Consider the following 15,676-nt stretch of genomic DNA (forward strand, 5'->3'; position numbering starts at 1 on the left):
TTACCGGTAGGTGACTTGTTTGACGGCCTCGAGCACCTCGTCGGTGGAGGTGAGCGCCAGTTTTTCAAGGTTGGCGGCATAGGGCATCGGCACGTCCTTGCCGGTGACGTTCAGCACCGGCGCGTCGAGGTAATCGAAGGCATGTGTCATGATGTAGGCCGACAGGTGGTTGCCGATCGAGGCGACGGGCCAGCCTTCCTCGATGGTGACGCAGCGGTTGGTTTTCATCACGCTGGCGATCACGGTGTCATAGTCGATCGGGCGCAGGGTGCGCAGGTCGATCACCTCGGCCTCGATGCCGTCGGCGGCCAGTTTCTCGGCGGCCTCGAGCGCGTAGGTCATGCCGATGCCGAAGCTGACCAGCGTGACATCGCTGCCTTCGCGCCAGATACGGGCCTTGCCGAAGGGCACGGTGAAATCATCCATAACCGGCACGTCGAAGCTGCGGCCGTAGAGGATTTCGTTTTCCAGGAACACGACCGGGTTGGGATCGCGGATCGCGGTTTTCATCAGGCCTTTGTAGTCGGAGGCCGAGTAGGGCATCACCACCTTGAGGCCCGGCACATGCGCATACCAGCCGGCGTAATCCTGGCTGTGCTGGGCGGCAACGCGCGCGGCGGCGCCGTTGGGGCCGCGGAAGACGATGGGCGCGCCCATCTGCCCGCCGGACATGTACAGCGTTTTCGCGGCCGAGTTGATGATCTGGTCGATCGCCTGCATGGCGAAGTTGAAGGTCATGAACTCGACAATCGGGCGCAGCCCGCCGAAGGCGGCGCCGACGCCGATGCCGGCAAAGCCGTGTTCGGTGATCGGCGTGTCGATCACGCGCTTGGAGCCGAACTCATCGAGCAGGCCCTGGCTGATCTTGTAGGCGCCCTGGTATTCGGCGACTTCCTCGCCCATCAGGAACACGCTGTCGTCGCGGCGCATTTCCTCGGCCATGGCGTCGCGCAGGGCCTCGCGCACGGTCTGTTGTTTCACCTCGGTGCCCTCGGGCCAGTCGGGCTCGGGGCGCGCGGCCTGCGGGGCGGGTTCGGCCGGTTTGGCGGGCGCGGCCGGGGCAGGGGCCTGGGCCTGGGCCGGTGCGGCGGCGGGGGCCGGCGTGGCCTCGGCGGGCACCTCTTCGCCCTCTTCGACCAGCACGGCGATGGCGGTGTTGACCTTCACGTTCTCGGTGCCTTCGGGCACCAGGATCTTGCCGATCACGCCTTCGTCGACGGCTTCGAATTCCATCGTCGCCTTGTCGGTTTCGATCTCGGCCAGGATGTCACCCGATTGCACGGTGTCGCCTTCCTTGACCAGCCACTTGGCCAGCGTGCCTTCTTCCATCGTGGGCGAGAGCGCGGGCATGAGAATTTCGGTTGCCATTGTCTGTTTCTCCTCGGTCTCGGGCGCTCAGCCCAGCTGCGGCGTCTCGGTGGCGTAGATGTCGGTCCAGAGCTCTTCCGGCGCGGGCTCGGGGCTTTGACGCGAGAACTCGGCGGCCTCGTTGACGATGGCCTTGATCTCCTTGTCGATCGCCTTGAGATCGTCCTCGCTCGCGTGTTTGCCCGAGAGCAGCAGCTCGCGCACGTGTTCGATGGCGTCGGATTTTTCGCGCACCTTCTGCACCTCTTCGCGGGTGCGGTATTTCGCGGGGTCGCTCATCGAGTGGCCGCGATAGCGATAGGTCATCACCTCGAGAATATAGGGGCCCTTGCCCGAGCGGGCGTGGGCCACGGCCTTTTCGCCGGCTTCTTTCACTGCGAGCACATCCATGCCATCGACGATCTCGCCGGGGATGCCGAAGGCTTCGCCGCGGGTGTGGATGTCTTTGGACGAGGTCGAGCGCGTCTGCGCGGTGCCCATCGCGTATTTGTTGTTCTCGATCACGAAGACCACCGGCAGGTCCCACAGGGCCGCCATGTTGAAGGTTTCATAGACCTGGCCCTGGTTGGCCGCGCCATCGCCGAAATAGGTAAAGCAGACATGATCGTTGCCGCGATACTTGTTGGCGAAGGCAAGCCCCGCGCCCAGTGGCACGTTGGCGCCGACGATGCCGTGGCCGCCGTAGAATTCCTTTTCCTTCGAGAACATGTGCATCGAGCCGCCCTTGCCCTTGGAATAGCCGCCCTCGCGCCCCGTAAGCTCGGCCATGACGCCCTTGGGGTCCATCCCGCAGGCCAGCATGTGGCCGTGATCGCGGTAGGTGGTGATGCGCTGGTCGCCCTCTTTCGCCGTGGCCTCGAGCCCGACGACAACCGCCTCCTGGCCGATGTAGAGGTGGCAGAAACCCCCGATCAGACCCATGCCGTAAAGCTGGCCGGCCTTTTCCTCGAATCGCCGGATCAGCAGCATGTCACGGTAGAATGTCTTGAGTTCGTCACCGGATGTATTTGATTTTTTTGTGGTTTTCTTCGCGGCCATGGGGCGGCTCCTCCTTCCGCGGGAAAGTAGTTTAGCTTTAAACTATTTAATACAGCATTCGGCGGCGTCATGCGAGTGGAAATTGGCGAGCGCGGCATTTCGCGTGGGCGCGCGCAGATCGACTGGCGGGATAGTCGCGGATCGCGGGGGCTCAGCGAATGACGATTTCGTCGGCGCGGATATAGCCCAGCACGCTGCGGGCCTGTTCATCGAGAAGATCGAGGTCGAGATAGCTGTCCGAAAGCCGACGGGTGAGATTTTCCATCCGTGCGACGCGCGCTTCGAGCCGCGCCAGCTCGCGCTCCAGATCTTGCTTTTCGGCGATGATCTCGGCCCGGCGGAAAAGGCCATAATCGCCCTGTACGGCGGCGAACGTAAAATACAGCCCCAGCGAAAACGCCAGTGCGAAATACGCGATGCCGCCAAGGGCGGGCCGGTATCCGTTGGGCCTGCGGAACTTCATTCTGCCTCTGCCGATGCGGGCCTTATTGGCCTCGTCTGCCTCGATGCGTGCGATGTTACGCGACGCAACGGAAATACTGCCACAGGTGATTCGCGATGTGAATCCCCCTTTTGTCCGCCGCGCCGATTTGATCTGATTGGCGCCAGGGGAGAGACAGAAATGACACAATCCGACCCGCGCAGCCACCTGCCGACCCACGAGGTGACGAACCAGCCCACAACGCGCGGCGGCGTCGATCTGTGGGCGAGCGACCCGGTTCTGCGCGATCACATGGCCCATGCCGAGGCGCCCGAAGAGGTGCTTGCGGGCTATGGCGCAACGATGGGCGGCGCGGAAATGCGCGAGGCGGGCCAGGAGGCCAACCGCGTGCCGCCCGTCCTTGTCGGTTTCGATCGCGCAGGTCGGCGGCTGGACGAGGTGCGTTTTCACCCGGCCTATCACGCGCTGATGCAGGCGGGCCTTGCGGCGGGGTTTTCCGCCGCCGCCTGGGACGGCACGCCGGGCGGGCACAGCCAGCACGCCGCGATGTGCTACATGACCAGCCAGGTCGAGCCGGGCGTGACCTGCCCGATGGTGATGACCTATGCCGCGGTGCCCGCGCTGGCGCATGCGCCACAGTTGGCGCGCGACTGGGTGCCGAAACTGACCGCGCGCGCCTATGACACCGCCCGCGCGCCGGTGGGCGACAAGCGCGCGGTGACGCTGGGCATGGCGATGACGGAAAAGCAGGGTGGGTCCGACGTGCGTGCCAACACCACGGTGGCCACGCGCGACGGCGATCATTACCGGCTGCGCGGGCATAAATGGTTCTGCTCGGCGCCGATGTCGGACGGGTTCCTGACGCTGGCGCAGGCCGAGGGGGGATTGACCTGTTTCCTGGTGCCCCGCTGGCTGGACGGTGAGCGCAACAGCCTGCACGTGATGCGGTTGAAGGAGAAGCTGGGCAACCGGGCCAATGCGTCCTCGGAGATCGAGTTTCACGACACGCTGGCCCTGCGCGTGGGCGAGGAAGGGCAGGGGGTGAAAACCATCATCGACATGGTGCATCACACCCGGCTGGGCACTTCGGTCGCGCCCGCGGGGCTGATGCGGGCGGCACTGGCCGAGGCGCATCACTGGGTCAGCCACCGCAGCGCCTTCCAGCGCCGGTTGATTGACCAGCCGATGATGCGCGCCGTTCTGGCCGATCTGACGCTGGATTTCGAGGGCGCGGCGGCGCTGGCCTTCCGCGTGGCGCGCGCCTTTGACGGCCAGGCGCCCGAGGACCGCGCCTTTGCTCGTATCGGTGTGGCTCTGGCCAAGTTCCTGGGCAACAAGCTGTGCCCGGGCGTGATCTACGAGGCGATGGAGTGCCTGGGCGGGGTGGGTTACACCGACGACACGCCGCTGCCGATGCTCTTCCGGGAAAGCCCGCTCAACTCGATCTGGGAGGGCTCGGGCAACGTGATCTGCCTCGACGTGCTGCGCGCGCTGGGCCGCGATGCGGCGGCGCGCGAGGCATTGCAGGCCGAGCTGGACGCGGCCCGGGGCGCAAGCCGCGCCTATGACATGGCACTTGACGCGCATCGAGACTGGTGGCCGGGCCTGCCCGACGAGGCCGAGGCGCGCTGGTTCACCGAGAGCCTGGCGACGCTCCTGACCGCCTCGGTGCTGCTGCGCACATCGCCCGCGGCGGTGTCCGATGGCTATGTGCACACGCGGCTGGTCGAGGCCGGGCGCGGGCGCGTCTACGGGGCGGTGACGGCGCTGGACACGCAGGCCATTCTGGAAAGGTTGGGATGATGAAATTCGAAACTTACGGTGACTATGCCGCGCGAACCCGGGCGAGTTTTGACAGGCAGGCGGCGATGCGGTCGATGGGGATCCGCATCGACGATCTCGCGCCCGGAGAGCTGTGGCTGTCGATGCCGTTCAACGAAGGGTTTACGCAGCAGCACGGGTTCCTGCATGCGGGTGTGATTACCTCGGCCATGGACACGGCCGCCGGGTTTGCCGCCTACACGCTGATGCCCGAGGAGGCGGGCGTGCTGACCGTCGAGTTGAAAAGCAGCTTCCTCGCGCCGGCGCGGGGCCAGCGGTTCAATTTCCATGCCCGCGTTCTGAAACCCGGGCGCACGCTGATCTTTACCGAGGCGGTGGCCACGGCGATCGACGGCGAAAACCCGCGTGAAATCGCGCGGATGACCGCCACGATGATGGTGGTGCAGGGGCGCGCCGGCGTGACGGGCTAGCGCCGCTTGCTCCAATAGGTCTGGGTGCCGCGCACCAGCGCCCCGCGCGGCATGAACCGCGTGGAAAAGCCGATGATCTTGTAGAGCAGGCCCGGCACGACCATGCGGCGGCCCGCCTTGGCCCCGCGCCAGCCCGCGCGCGCCACCACGTCCGCGCGCGCCTTGGGCAGCATCCGCAGCGCCAGCGCGTCCTGCATGCCGCCCGCGTCGAAAAACCCGGTATCCACCGGCCCGGGACAGAGCGCGGTGACACTGACGCCGGTGCCCTGCAAATCCTGCCAGGCGGCTTCCGAGAGGTAGAGCAGGAAGACCTTGGAGGCGTGATAGCGCCCCATGCCCGGGCCGGGCATGAAGGCCGCCGATGACGCGACGTTGAGGATCCGGCCCGCGCCCCGTGCGGCCATGTCCACGGCCGCGAGCTTCATCAGGTCGGCGGCGGCGGTCACGTTCACTGCGACGGTCTCACGCTCGCGCCCCCATGTGTCGCCATCCTGGATGCGGCCATGCACGCCGAGGCCCGCGTTGTTGACCAGCACCGCGATCTCGCGCCCGTCGCGGGCCGCGTGCCAGAGCGTTTCGGCGCCATCGGGCTGGGCGAGGTCGGCCGCGAGGGTGACGACATCGCGCCCCCCGTCGCGCAGCTCCTGCGCCAGCGGTTCGATCCGCGCGACATCGCGTGCGCTCAGGATCAGGTCATAGCCGTCGCGCGCGGCTTCGCGCGCCAGTTCCGCCCCGATCCCGCCCGAGGCCCCGGTGACAAGACACCACCCACTCATATCGCACTCCCTTGCTTCATCTTGCCAAAAATACTCCCGCCGGACGCGGTCTGCGGTGATGTCGCGCCGGACGCGTCGGTCTCAGCTTTCCAGCGCGGCGACGCCCGGCAGGGTCTTGCCTTCCATCCATTCCAGGAAGGCGCCGCCGGCGGTGGAGATATAGGTGAAATCCTCCGCCGCCCCGGCCTGGTTCAGCGCCGCCACCGTATCGCCGCCGCCCGCGACCGAGACCAGAGATCCGGCGCGGGTCAGCGCGGCGGCCTTTTGCGCCGCGGCGTTGGTGGCGGCATCGAAGGGGGCGATCTCGAACGCGCCCAGCGGGCCGTTCCAGATCAGCGTTTTCGCCGCCTCCAGCGCGGTCGCGATGCGCGCCACGCTGAGCGGCCCGGCATCGAGGATCATCGCATCCACCGGGCACTCGGTGGCGGGAACGGTTTCGCTGGGCGCGCCCGCGGCAAACTCGCGCGCCACGACCACGTCTTCGGGCAGGATGATCTCGCAGCCCGCCGTGGTGGCCTTGGCCATGATTTCGCGGGCGGTCCCGGCCATGTCGTGTTCGCACAGCGATTTGCCGACGTCGATGCCCTGCGCGGCCAGGAAGGTGTTGGCCATGCCGCCGCCGATCACCAGCATGTCGACCTTTCCCACGAGATTGCCCAACAGGTCGAGCTTGGTGGAGACCTTGGCGCCGCCGACCACGGCCATAACCGGGCGCGCGGGATTGCCCAGCGCCGCCTCGAGCGCTTCGAGCTCGGCCTGCATCAGCCGGCCGGCGCAGGCGGGCAGCAGGTGCGCCAGCCCTTCGGTGCTGGCATGCGCCCGGTGCGCGGCGGAAAAGGCATCGTTGCAGTAGACATCGCCCAGCTTGGCCAGCCGCGCGGCAAAGGCGGGGTCGTTGGCCTCTTCGCCGGGGTGAAAGCGGATGTTTTCCAGCAGCAGCACATCGGCGCCGGCCTGTTCGTCGGTCATCGCCTCGGCCGCTTCGAGCGTTTCGATGAATGCCACCGAGGCGCCCAGCGCCTTTTCCAGCGCGGGCAGGGTGACGCGCAGGCTCATCTCCAGCACGACCTTGCCCTTGGGCCGGCCGAAATGCGCGATCAGGATGGGCTTGCCGCCCCTGCCCAGGATGTCGCGGATGGTGGGCACGATCCGTTCGATCCGGGTGGCGTCGGTCACTTTTCCGTCTTTCACCGGCACGTTGATATCCACGCGGGTCAGCACGCGCTTGCCGGCAAGATCCATGTCATCGAGTGTTTTCCAGCCCATCTGTCCCTCCGTTTTCTTGCCCGCTTCTTTGGCGATTGGGCGCGCGCCCGTCAATGCCCGGCTTGCCGCCGGGGGCAAGGGCGCTTAGGTATCAGCCAAGATCGAGAAGAGGAGAGCCAGATGGCCGAGATCAAGGACCCCGAAAACACCATCCTGATGGAGCTGAAGGGCGGCACCGTCACCATTCAGCTGATGCCCGACGTCGCACCCAAGCATTGCGAGCGCATGAAGGAACTGGCCCGCGCCGGCGCCTATGACAACGTGGCCTTTCACCGCGTGATCGACGGCTTCATGGCCCAGACCGGCGACGTGCAGCACGCCAACATGGAAAAGGACTACAACCCGCGCCGCGCGGGCACCGGGGGCAGCGATATGCCCGATCTGCCGGCCGAGTTCAGCCGCGTACCGCATGCCCGCGGCACGCTGGGGGCCGCGCGCAGCCAGAACCCCAACAGCGCCAACAGCCAGTTCTTCATCAACTTCAAGGACAATGATTTCCTGAACGGCCAGTACACCGTCTACGGCCAGGTGATCGAGGGCATGGAGCATGTCGATGCCATCACCCGCGGCGAGCCGCCCGCGAACCCCGACCGGATGATCAGCGTGAAGGTGGCCGCCGATGTTGCGTAACCTGGCCGTCATTGCCGCGCTCATGGCCACGCCTGCGGCCGCCACCGGCCTGAAGATCGAGGTCGAGGGCGAAGCCAACGGCGTGATCGAGATCGACCTGCTGGAGGAGGTGGCCCCGGGCCACGTGGCCCGCATCACCGAGCTGGCGCGCGCGGGCGCCTATGATGGCGTGGTGTTTCACCGCGTGATCGAGGGCTTCATGGCCCAGACCGGTGACGTTCAGTACGGCCGGATGGGCCAGGACATGCGCAACGCGGGCATGGGCGGGTCGGACATGCCCGACCTCAAGGCCGAGTTCTCGGACGTGCCGTTCGAGCGCGGCGTGATCGGCATGGCCCGCAGCCAGAGCCCTGACAGCGCCAATTCGCAGTTCTTCATCATGTTCGCGCCCGCGCCGCACCTGAACGGCGCCTACACGGTGGTGGGCCGGGTCACCGGCGGCATGGACGTGGTCGACGCGATCAAGCGCGGCCAAGGCCGCAACGGCGCCGTGATCGGCAAGCCTGACGTGATGAAAACGGTCACCGTGACCGAGTAACGCTCAATCCCTGTCACATCCGCGTGTCGGGGGCTGTGCAGGGGCAGGTGATCTGGGCCATCCTTCCGTCAAGGAGGGGTGGCCCATGTTTTTTCGTGTAGTGTGTCTGTGGCTGGTGCTTGGCGCTACGGCGCTGGCCGATCCATCTTTCTGGCGCCATGAATGGCCGGAGACGGATTTTTCCCGAACCGAGATTCCGAACTGGGCCGAGATCATCTCGGGCGGGCCGGGCAAGGACGGCATTCCGGCGCTGTCGGATCCGCAGTTCCTGCCGGCCGCGCAGGAAAGCCGCATCGCCCCGCGCGAGCCGGTAATCGTGGTCGAGATCGACGGTGCCACGCCGCGCGCCTATCCGATCCGCTACCTGACATGGCACGAGATCGTCAATGACACGGTGGGCGGGGTGCCCGTGGCCGTCACCTTCTGTCCCTTGTGCAATTCCGCGCTGACCTTCGACCGGCGGGTGAAGGGGCGGGTGCTGACATTCGGCGTCACTGGCAAGCTGCGCCATTCGGACATGGTGATGTATGACCGCGAGACACAGAGCTGGTGGCAGCAGGCGCTGGGGCGCGGGATTGTGGGCGAGATGACCGGGGCCGAATTGCGGCAGATGCCCGGCTGGATGGAAAGCTGGGCGCAGTTTCGCGCCCGCAACCCCGAAGGGCTGGTGATGGCCGAGCCCGCCCATGCCCGGCCCTATGGCCGGAACCCCTATGCCGGCTATGACAGCGCCGCGCGGCCGTTTCTCTATTCCGGCGCGCGCCCGCCGCATGGCATCGACCCGCTGGCGCGCGTGGTGCGGGTGGGCGCACGCGCCTGGCCGATGGAGCGGCTGCGACAGGCGGGTCGGATCGAAGAGGCCGGCGTGGTGATCACCTGGGCCGCGGGGCAGGCCTCGGCGCTCGATACCGCGCGGATCGGGCAGGGGCGCGACGTTGGCACGATAAGGGTGCGCGATCGCGCCGGGCGCGATGTGGCCCATGATTTGATATTCGCCTTCGCCTTCCACGCCTTCTGGCCCGATGGGGACTGGATGCTGGGACGGTGAAGCGAAGGAGCCGGTGCTTGCCCTTGGCCTGATGCGAAGTGGGCGCCGGGCTCGACTTTCCGGTCTGAGAGTTGGCATTTGCCGCACGCAGTCCCAAGGTCTGCATCGCGGACAAACCGCCCACTCTTGATCGGGGTCAAGGCAAACGCGCAGTGGCGTTACTAGGTTTGAAATCGGAACCAAGGCACAGAGCACGAAAATGACACAGCATCGCTTCAAGCAACTTCGCGACCTGGCAAGCGCCATGAGACTGCATCTGCATTTTCGTGCAATTGAACACGGTACAACGGCGAACTTGGCAGCCTATCAAGAGGAGCGGCTCAGAGACGTGGTCCGCCATGCGGTCAAGCATTCCAAGGCCTATGCGAGGCTCTGCGACGGGATAGACCTTTCAGGTGATTTTGCACTTCAGGATTTGCCGGTAACTGACAAGCGTATGATGATGGATGATTTCGACGACTGGGTGACGGATCCCAGGCTGCAACTGACCGAAATCGAGCGGCAAATTGTCAAGGATCCTGACGAACAGTATTACTTGGGAGAATACCGGATCGTCGCCACGAGCGGATCAAGCGGTCTTCGCGGAATTTTCGTATATGACCGTCATGAATGGCAGGTCGTTATCGCAGCCGCGCTTCGATGGGCTGAAATGTTCGGTGTTTCCCCGATTGGTCTAAGCACGAAGAAACTTGCTTCGGTGAAGGCTGGCTCGGCCACGCACGCGACCTCCCGGCTAGGTCAAAGCATGGCACTGGGAATGCCAAACCTGTTGATGCTGGACGCGACCAAGCCGCTTGACGAGTTGGTTGATGAGTTGAACGCCTTTCAGCCCAAGCTGTTCATGGGCTATGCCTCACTGATCGGTCTCCTGGCAATCGAGCAAATCGAAGGCCGTTTGAAAATCAAGCCTGAAATGGTCGCCAGTTTTAGTGAAATGTTGGGCCCGGACCGGGTCGCGAGGGCGCAGGAAGCGTGGGGGATCACGCCTTTCAACCATTACGGTGCCGCTGAACAAGTCATGATAGCCGCGGACTGCGACAAACATATGGGGCTACATCACTTCGCCGACATGTCCCTGGTCGAAATCGTGGATGAGGAAGGCCGCCCGGTGCCGCGGGGCACACCAGGGCACAAGATCTTGCTCACAAATCTGCACCGCTATGTGCAGCCAGTCATCCGATACGAGATCACTGACCTGGTGACCGAAAAACCCGGTCTCTGCGATTGTGGAAGACCGTTTCCGCTATTCTCGGAAATCGGAGGTCGAACCGAAGACATTATCAGCCTTCCTGCCGCTGACGGTAGCCGAATTTCAATCTCACCGATGCTGATTTTTGACTGCATGATTGGCGACGCAGACGTGGCAGAGTATCAGTATCACGTTGACGGCGATTGCCTGAATGTACGGATTGTTGCACGCGAAGGGGCGCAGAAGGAACGCATCGCGGCAACCTTGCAAAGCTCGTTGGACAAGGCTTTGAGGACTCAGGGTGCTAGCGGTTTCCAAATCGACATATCCTTTCGAGACCGTTTCATTCGGACCGAAGCAACAATGGGCAAGCTTAAACTGACCGGTGCGCCGAGCTAGGAAACGGTCCCGGTGTAATCCGTGTCTTGATCATGTTCGATACCTGCTCAATGCGCTTTCTGTGCGATCGGGCGGCATCGAAGAAGGTCCGCTCCGGGCTCTGAGCCGCCGTTTGCTGTGGTCGCTTAGAATGACTGCTTTGCGGACCAAGCCGTCATTCGTATCGACTGCCTGACTTTATTGCTGATTGTCCACTCCATCCACAGGCGGACCTCGGTCAAAACCGAGGTCCGCGGCATGAGATTTCCCCGGATCAGCTTTCCTGTGCTATCCTGGCAATCGCTTCGACTGTGTCATCATCGTCGAAACCATAGCTCGGCTTCATCGCTTCGATGAAGATCGCGCGAATGGCGGCGTCGAAGCGATCGCCATGCTTTTGAAGCTCAACCACGCGCGCAGCAACATCCGGCGTCAGGATCGAAAGATCGAGTTCATGCTCTCTGTCCACATAGAACGGTTTCGACCATTGGGCAATCGTGCCCTCAATGGCGGCTTCGTAACGGTCCCCGAATTGCGCGAGATACCATACTCGGGCCGCTACATCGGCTGGAAGCAAGGACAGATCATACTTGATCTCGGGTTCACCAGTTGCCAACGTGGCTGCAGTTGTGATGATTGCGGAAAGTGCGATTGTTTTGAACATGGCATCCTCGTGCGATTGTGTTTGACTTTCGGCGCTGCTTCGATCGATGCGGCGTCTGAGCTCACAAAGCGGGATGGCGTGCACGAAAGTCACGAAACGCGGAACGAAAATTGGCGAAATCCAAAAAAAACTATAGAACTAAAGATGTTAGCTTTGACCCCGAAGCCGGGGTGATAACGAATCCAGACGGAACGAAATCGAGTCTTCGCCCGCAAACAGGCCAGGTGCTCTCGATTTTGGCCGTGAACTCTGGGCAGGTAGTGTCCAAAGAATCGCTAATGGATCAGGTGTGGTCCGACACCCATGTTACGGATGACAGCCTTGTCCAGTGCATCTCGGAGATCCGGAAAGCACTTGGTCCGGAGGCGGGCGCTCTCCTGCGCACTGTGCCGAAACAGGGCTACCGCCTAGATGTGTCGCTCGCGCGGCCACGTCGCCCGTCCCTGCTCACGACAGTCCGGATCGCCGTTCTGGCAATCTTAGCTGCTCTCGCGCTTTCGGCGCTACTGCTCACGCCTCGCCAGCAGGCCGCATCGGAGGTCCAGTCGATCGCCGTTCTACCTTTCGAGAACCTCAGCGGCAGTGCTGGGCAGGCCTACTATTCCAACGGCCTCGCCGAGGAGCTCATCGTAAATCTCTCGAGGATCGCCGATCTTAGGGTCGTGTCGCGCGCAGCGTCCTTCTCGGTCGCGCAGAGTGCGAGCGATCCGCGACAAGTCGCCCGGGAATTGGGAGTGTCCTACCTCGTGGACGGTAGTGTGCGCCGCGAGGGTCAGACCCTACGGATCACGACCGCGCTAATCGACGGCGCGAACGGCGAAAACATCTGGGCTGATAGCTATGCGGGGGCCGAAGCGGATGTGTTCGATTTCCACGAGACGGTCCTCTCCGAACTCGTGCGTGTGTTGTCGGTCCGTCTGTCCCAGCAAGAGCGTGAACGCCTGGGAGTTCGGGGCACGCGCGATGTCGATGCCTTTGACAATTACCTTCGGGGCAAAGAGCTGGCCGGCTTCCTGACCGCGAGCCATAATGAACAAGCGGAAGAGGCCTTTGACGAGGCGATCCGACGTGACCCAGATTATGCCGCAGCCCACGCGCAACTTTCGATCGTACTCAGCATGCGGGCCGAGTACGGCTGGGCAAGCGATGTGACGAACACCTTGGCGAGGGCGGTGCTGCATGCGGAACGGGCGGTGGCCCTTTCACCCGATCTGCCCTTTGCTCATTTCGCGCTCGGACGGCTTTTGTCCAGAGGTTTCATCGCGGACCTTGCAGGGGCCAGCGCCGAGTTCGAGAGGGCCATCGAACTCGACCCAAACTACACGGACGCTTACGCTTTTTACGCGATCGTGCAGTTGGCCAATGGACGGGCAGAGGATGGGTTGAACACCATCGCGGAAGCTTTCGCGCGCAATCCCGTTCCCCCGTATTGGTACTATATGCCGCTTGGACTGGCCAACTTCTACCTCGGCGACTACGAAGCAGCGGAGGCTGCGCTAACTGAACTCCTCCAGCGCAACCCGAGACTCCAGAATGCCCTGCGGATCCTGATCGCAACTTATGGTCATATGGGACGGCTGGACGACGCCGAATGGTTGGTCATGGAATACGAGGCCTTGGGCGTCCCCGCCACGATCACCGACATCATGCAGGTGATCAACATCGAACACCCTCCCTACCGAGAGGCGGTCATTGACGGGCTGAGGCTTGCCGGCCTGCCGGAATAGGAGGTCCAAGTCGGCGCCATATACTGAAACATGGTCGCTGGGCTGTTCTGCTTCGGGCTCAGAGTTGCCGTTCGCGCACCTTTGACGCACGACCGCTGAGCGGAAAAAAGACTTCATGAAAATCAAGCGATCGCTGTGTCTAGCTTGCCATCCCGATGGAAAATTGGCCGCCGTTTTGAGCTTCCCTACAACCGTGGTAGCCTCGGAGTAAGAAAAGAGGGGAGGAAAACATGTCCGACTTCGCAGAGTTCGGCGCACGTGAGAAAGAAGGGTGGGCTAACGGTGGCATTGTAGATGCATACATCAAATACTTCGTTCCCATCACGGACCATGTCGGCAACCACATTGCTGAAAATCACATCGTCGCCCAAGACAAAGTTCTCGATCTTTGTTGTGGACAAGGAACTTTAACAGCTGTGATGTCAGAGAAAGGGGCCAACGTTACCGGTTTAGATTTTTCGCCCGAAATGCTTGCAAAGGCTCGCAGGTCTGCGCCGTCTGCAGAGATTGTCGAGGGGGATGCCATGGCGATGCCCTTTGACGATGCCGTATTCGATAAAGTCGTCTGTAATTTCGGCATGATGCACATACCGGATCAACCCAAAACGCTTTCGGAAATTCGGCGTGTTTTGAAACCAAATGGCGAATTCATCATGGCAACTTGGGTTGGGCCTGCCGCGTCGCCAGCATTTGCAGCAGTGTTTGGGGCATTAAAGGCTCACGCTGATTTTTCTGCGGCACCAGCACAACCAGACTTGTTCGCATTTGCAGGTCGTGACTATGCAGAAGCGACTATGGCCGCAGCGAGGCTGGCGTTACTAAATCACGAAACGGTCGATTCTGAATGGGTTCTGGAACAACCGACCGAGTTGTTTGATATTTTTGTTACCGCAACCGTCGGCGCAGGAATGCTAGTTAGAAGCCAGACTGACGAGACGATTGAGAAGATAGCGGCGTCTATTGCTGAGACTGTCAGCAACAAGTTCAGTGACGGTTCAAAGTTCCATGTGCCGGTGCCGGTCGCTGTTATCTCTGCAAAGGCAAGCTGAACAAAGGTCCCGTCTGGACCCAAAGAGGGGCTAAGGAGCCGCCAGTGTAAGCAAACGTTGTTGACGGGCAACTCCCGGTTCACTTAGTCTTTCGCAATGACTAGCGGCAAGTATCTCGACGATCTGTTGGTCGGAGACACCTTTGAAACCGGCGGGATCACTCTAACTGAGGGCGGGATAGTTGACTTCGCACTGGTACACGACCCACAGCCTTTCCACGTGGACAAGGTGGCGGCGGCGAAGTCAATTTTCGGTGGCCTAATCGCCAGCGGTTTCCAAACCATAGCGCTCACCTTCCGACTATTCCGTGACACCGGCGTGCTTACCGGTACCAACTTAGGCGGTCATGGCATGGACGAGGTGCGGTGGCTCGCCCCCGTGCGCTCCGGCGACACGATCCGCGCGCGTGTTACAGTCGAGGCGATCACGCCGTCACGCTCGAAGCCCGACCGGGGAACGGTTCGGTTCCGCTACCAGTCATACAACCAGGACGACGTCGAGGTGCTTAGTCTGACCATGGACCACGTGATGGCGCGGCGGAAAGCAGGCAAATCGGCTTGAAGCAATGGTAGTTGGGTTCCGAACATTTTGATGTTTTGCGTCGAATTGCAGGAGTGGATGATCTCCGTGCTTTTGTCTGCTTAGGGCTCGAAGCAGCCATCCGAGCCCTTTTGCCCAATGGCGGCTCTGCAGTGGCAGTTAACGCCCGAACGCGGAGTTTTTTTTTGGACGGCTTGTCGAACTGCGCAAAGGGATTTTCTGCCTCGGGAATACTTGCCGAAACCTTGGACCGCGCCGCAGCCGTCTGGCCAAACTCGACAAGCAAAGCATGCGCATGACGCATGGCCTCGGAACGCTGGGCAACCTCTGGCCTGGCTTTCCACAGTCCTGTGTCGGATTGAAACGTGCGGCCCTGGTCCTCGATGATCGCCGTCAGTATCTCGACCTCCTCCAGCCGCGATGCCAGCAGGGCCAGCGGCAGCGCGTCAACAGGCGTCGCAAGGCCCATGGCGTCCAAGATCGCGGACAAGCCGCAAACAACTCCGCAGCGCGCTCAGACAGCCATTTAGGCGGCTCTGCGCAGCCGCTCAGCACCGAAGGCGCGTGCCCTTCACCCGGTCAGGCCGGAACGTGCCCTGGACGATCTTCATCTGGTTCGGAAATGGCTTCCTGCCCTTCACAACGGAACCTCTCGAAATTTATCCTCAATTCTGGCGGCGTAAAATCGTGACCCCCCGCGTCGGTCTAGCGCCCGCCACTGGAGCGATCTGACCCGCCCCCCCCCCTCCCCTTTAGGTCGGAGGTGAACGC

At 62.7% G+C, this 15,676-nt stretch carries 16 protein-coding genes; 9 read left to right on the plus strand and 7 right to left on the minus strand.

The features are described 5' to 3' along the window. The 3 genes from E0501_RS04445 to E0501_RS04455 form a co-directional block, all read right to left on the minus strand. Positions 1 to 1,368 (minus strand): pyruvate dehydrogenase complex E1 component subunit beta, encoded by a 1,368-nt coding sequence (locus E0501_RS04445; protein ID WP_137700122.1) that lies wholly within the window; start codon positions 1,366 to 1,368, stop codon positions 1 to 3. Between the two features lie 27 nt (positions 1,369 to 1,395). Then, the gene (pdhA, locus tag E0501_RS04450) at positions 1,396 to 2,406 is read right to left on the minus strand and encodes a pyruvate dehydrogenase (acetyl-transferring) E1 component subunit alpha (RefSeq protein WP_137700123.1); all 1,011 of its coding nucleotides are present in this window, start codon (positions 2,404 to 2,406) and stop codon (positions 1,396 to 1,398) included. A gap of 151 nt (positions 2,407 to 2,557) precedes the next feature. Next, a complete protein-coding gene (locus tag E0501_RS04455; RefSeq protein ID WP_137700124.1) occupies positions 2,558 to 2,869 on the minus strand; it encodes an FtsB family cell division protein in 312 nt (103 codons plus the stop codon). A gap of 159 nt (positions 2,870 to 3,028) precedes the next feature. Here E0501_RS04455 and E0501_RS04460 point away from each other — a divergent pair, with 159 nt between their 5' ends. Together E0501_RS04460 and E0501_RS04465 are read left to right on the plus strand one after the other, a co-directional pair. Continuing rightward, positions 3,029 to 4,651, plus strand: coding sequence for an acyl-CoA dehydrogenase family protein (locus E0501_RS04460; protein ID WP_137700125.1), 1,623 nt, complete (start codon positions 3,029 to 3,031; stop codon positions 4,649 to 4,651). Next, positions 4,651 to 5,100 carry a PaaI family thioesterase gene (locus tag E0501_RS04465; protein ID WP_235857745.1) on the plus strand — a complete coding sequence of 150 codons (450 nt, stop codon included), beginning with the start codon at positions 4,651 to 4,653 and terminating at the stop codon, positions 5,098 to 5,100. The genes E0501_RS04460 and E0501_RS04465 overlap by 1 nt, the downstream gene beginning before the upstream one ends. Here the strand turns inward: E0501_RS04465 and E0501_RS04470 are convergent. Then, the gene (locus E0501_RS04470; protein WP_137700127.1) at positions 5,097 to 5,876 is read right to left on the minus strand and encodes an SDR family NAD(P)-dependent oxidoreductase; all 780 of its coding nucleotides are present in this window, start codon (positions 5,874 to 5,876) and stop codon (positions 5,097 to 5,099) included. The two genes, E0501_RS04465 and E0501_RS04470, sit on opposite strands and share 4 nt — an antisense overlap. An 81-nt stretch (positions 5,877 to 5,957) precedes the next feature. Next, entirely contained in the window at positions 5,958 to 7,142 is a 1,185-nt protein-coding gene (locus E0501_RS04475; protein WP_137700128.1) for a phosphoglycerate kinase, read from the minus strand. 120 nt (positions 7,143 to 7,262) lie between these two features. Between E0501_RS04475 and E0501_RS04480 the strand changes: the two genes are divergently transcribed. From E0501_RS04480 to E0501_RS04495, 4 genes are all read left to right on the plus strand, one after another. Beyond that, complete coding sequence (locus E0501_RS04480; RefSeq protein ID WP_137700129.1) at positions 7,263 to 7,772, plus strand: peptidylprolyl isomerase; 510 nt, start codon at positions 7,263 to 7,265, stop codon at positions 7,770 to 7,772. Beyond that, a complete protein-coding gene (locus E0501_RS04485; protein ID WP_137700130.1) occupies positions 7,762 to 8,310 on the plus strand; it encodes a peptidylprolyl isomerase in 549 nt (182 codons plus the stop codon). The genes E0501_RS04480 and E0501_RS04485 overlap by 11 nt, the downstream gene beginning before the upstream one ends. Positions 8,311 to 8,395: 85 nt before the next feature. Further along, complete coding sequence (locus E0501_RS04490; RefSeq protein ID WP_137700131.1) at positions 8,396 to 9,358, plus strand: DUF3179 domain-containing protein; 963 nt, start codon at positions 8,396 to 8,398, stop codon at positions 9,356 to 9,358. Between the two features lie 199 nt (positions 9,359 to 9,557). Beyond that, entirely contained in the window at positions 9,558 to 10,946 is a 1,389-nt protein-coding gene (locus tag E0501_RS04495; protein ID WP_137700132.1) for a phenylacetate--CoA ligase family protein, read from the plus strand. 253 nt (positions 10,947 to 11,199) lie between these two features. On the opposite strand, the gene E0501_RS04500 is transcribed toward E0501_RS04495, so the two are convergent. Continuing rightward, a complete protein-coding gene (locus E0501_RS04500; RefSeq protein ID WP_137700133.1) occupies positions 11,200 to 11,673 on the minus strand; it encodes a hypothetical protein in 474 nt (157 codons plus the stop codon). A 26-nt stretch (positions 11,674 to 11,699) separates the two neighbouring features. Here E0501_RS04500 and E0501_RS04505 point away from each other — a divergent pair, with 26 nt between their 5' ends. The 3 genes from E0501_RS04505 to E0501_RS04515 all read left to right on the plus strand — a co-directional run bounded on the left by E0501_RS04505 (position 11,700) and on the right by E0501_RS04515 (position 14,926). Beyond that, positions 11,700 to 13,316 carry a winged helix-turn-helix domain-containing protein gene (locus tag E0501_RS04505; RefSeq protein ID WP_137700134.1) on the plus strand — a complete coding sequence of 539 codons (1,617 nt, stop codon included), beginning with the start codon at positions 11,700 to 11,702 and terminating at the stop codon, positions 13,314 to 13,316. A 230-nt stretch (positions 13,317 to 13,546) separates the two neighbouring features. Beyond that, complete coding sequence (locus E0501_RS04510; RefSeq protein ID WP_137700135.1) at positions 13,547 to 14,365, plus strand: class I SAM-dependent methyltransferase; 819 nt, start codon at positions 13,547 to 13,549, stop codon at positions 14,363 to 14,365. Between the two features lie 96 nt (positions 14,366 to 14,461). Beyond that, positions 14,462 to 14,926, plus strand: coding sequence for a MaoC family dehydratase (locus E0501_RS04515; RefSeq protein ID WP_137700136.1), 465 nt, complete (start codon positions 14,462 to 14,464; stop codon positions 14,924 to 14,926). On the opposite strand, the gene E0501_RS04520 is transcribed toward E0501_RS04515, so the two are convergent. Beyond that, a complete protein-coding gene (locus tag E0501_RS04520; RefSeq protein WP_328591465.1) occupies positions 14,871 to 15,395 on the minus strand; it encodes a P27 family phage terminase small subunit in 525 nt (174 codons plus the stop codon). The genes E0501_RS04515 and E0501_RS04520 overlap by 56 nt on opposite strands. Between the last annotated feature and the right edge of the window lie 281 nt (positions 15,396 to 15,676).

This window comes from Marimonas lutisalis (assembly GCF_005434965.1).
GTDB classification, from domain to species: domain Bacteria; phylum Pseudomonadota; class Alphaproteobacteria; order Rhodobacterales; family Rhodobacteraceae; genus Marimonas_A; species Marimonas_A lutisalis.

What these genes read in the sequence shown, in the direction of transcription:
- E0501_RS04445 (WP_137700122.1), bottom strand. Translation starts at nt 1,368, where the DNA reads ATGGCAACCGAAATTCTCATGCCCGCGCTCTCGCCCACGATGGAAGAA.
- pdhA (WP_137700123.1), bottom strand. Translation starts at nt 2,406, where the DNA reads ATGGCCGCGAAGAAAACCACAAAAAAATCAAATACATCCGGTGACGAA.
- E0501_RS04455 (WP_137700124.1), bottom strand. Translation starts at nt 2,869, where the DNA reads ATGAAGTTCCGCAGGCCCAACGGATACCGGCCCGCCCTTGGCGGCATC.
- E0501_RS04460 (WP_137700125.1), top strand. Translation starts at nt 3,029, where the DNA reads ATGACACAATCCGACCCGCGCAGCCACCTGCCGACCCACGAGGTGACG.
- E0501_RS04465 (WP_235857745.1), top strand. Translation starts at nt 4,651, where the DNA reads ATGAAATTCGAAACTTACGGTGACTATGCCGCGCGAACCCGGGCGAGT.
- E0501_RS04470 (WP_137700127.1), bottom strand. Translation starts at nt 5,876, where the DNA reads ATGAGTGGGTGGTGTCTTGTCACCGGGGCCTCGGGCGGGATCGGGGCG.
- E0501_RS04475 (WP_137700128.1), bottom strand. Translation starts at nt 7,142, where the DNA reads ATGGGCTGGAAAACACTCGATGACATGGATCTTGCCGGCAAGCGCGTG.
- E0501_RS04480 (WP_137700129.1), top strand. Translation starts at nt 7,263, where the DNA reads ATGGCCGAGATCAAGGACCCCGAAAACACCATCCTGATGGAGCTGAAG.
- E0501_RS04485 (WP_137700130.1), top strand. Translation starts at nt 7,762, where the DNA reads ATGTTGCGTAACCTGGCCGTCATTGCCGCGCTCATGGCCACGCCTGCG.
- E0501_RS04490 (WP_137700131.1), top strand. Translation starts at nt 8,396, where the DNA reads ATGTTTTTTCGTGTAGTGTGTCTGTGGCTGGTGCTTGGCGCTACGGCG.
- E0501_RS04495 (WP_137700132.1), top strand. Translation starts at nt 9,558, where the DNA reads ATGACACAGCATCGCTTCAAGCAACTTCGCGACCTGGCAAGCGCCATG.
- E0501_RS04510 (WP_137700135.1), top strand. Translation starts at nt 13,547, where the DNA reads ATGTCCGACTTCGCAGAGTTCGGCGCACGTGAGAAAGAAGGGTGGGCT.
- E0501_RS04515 (WP_137700136.1), top strand. Translation starts at nt 14,462, where the DNA reads ATGACTAGCGGCAAGTATCTCGACGATCTGTTGGTCGGAGACACCTTT.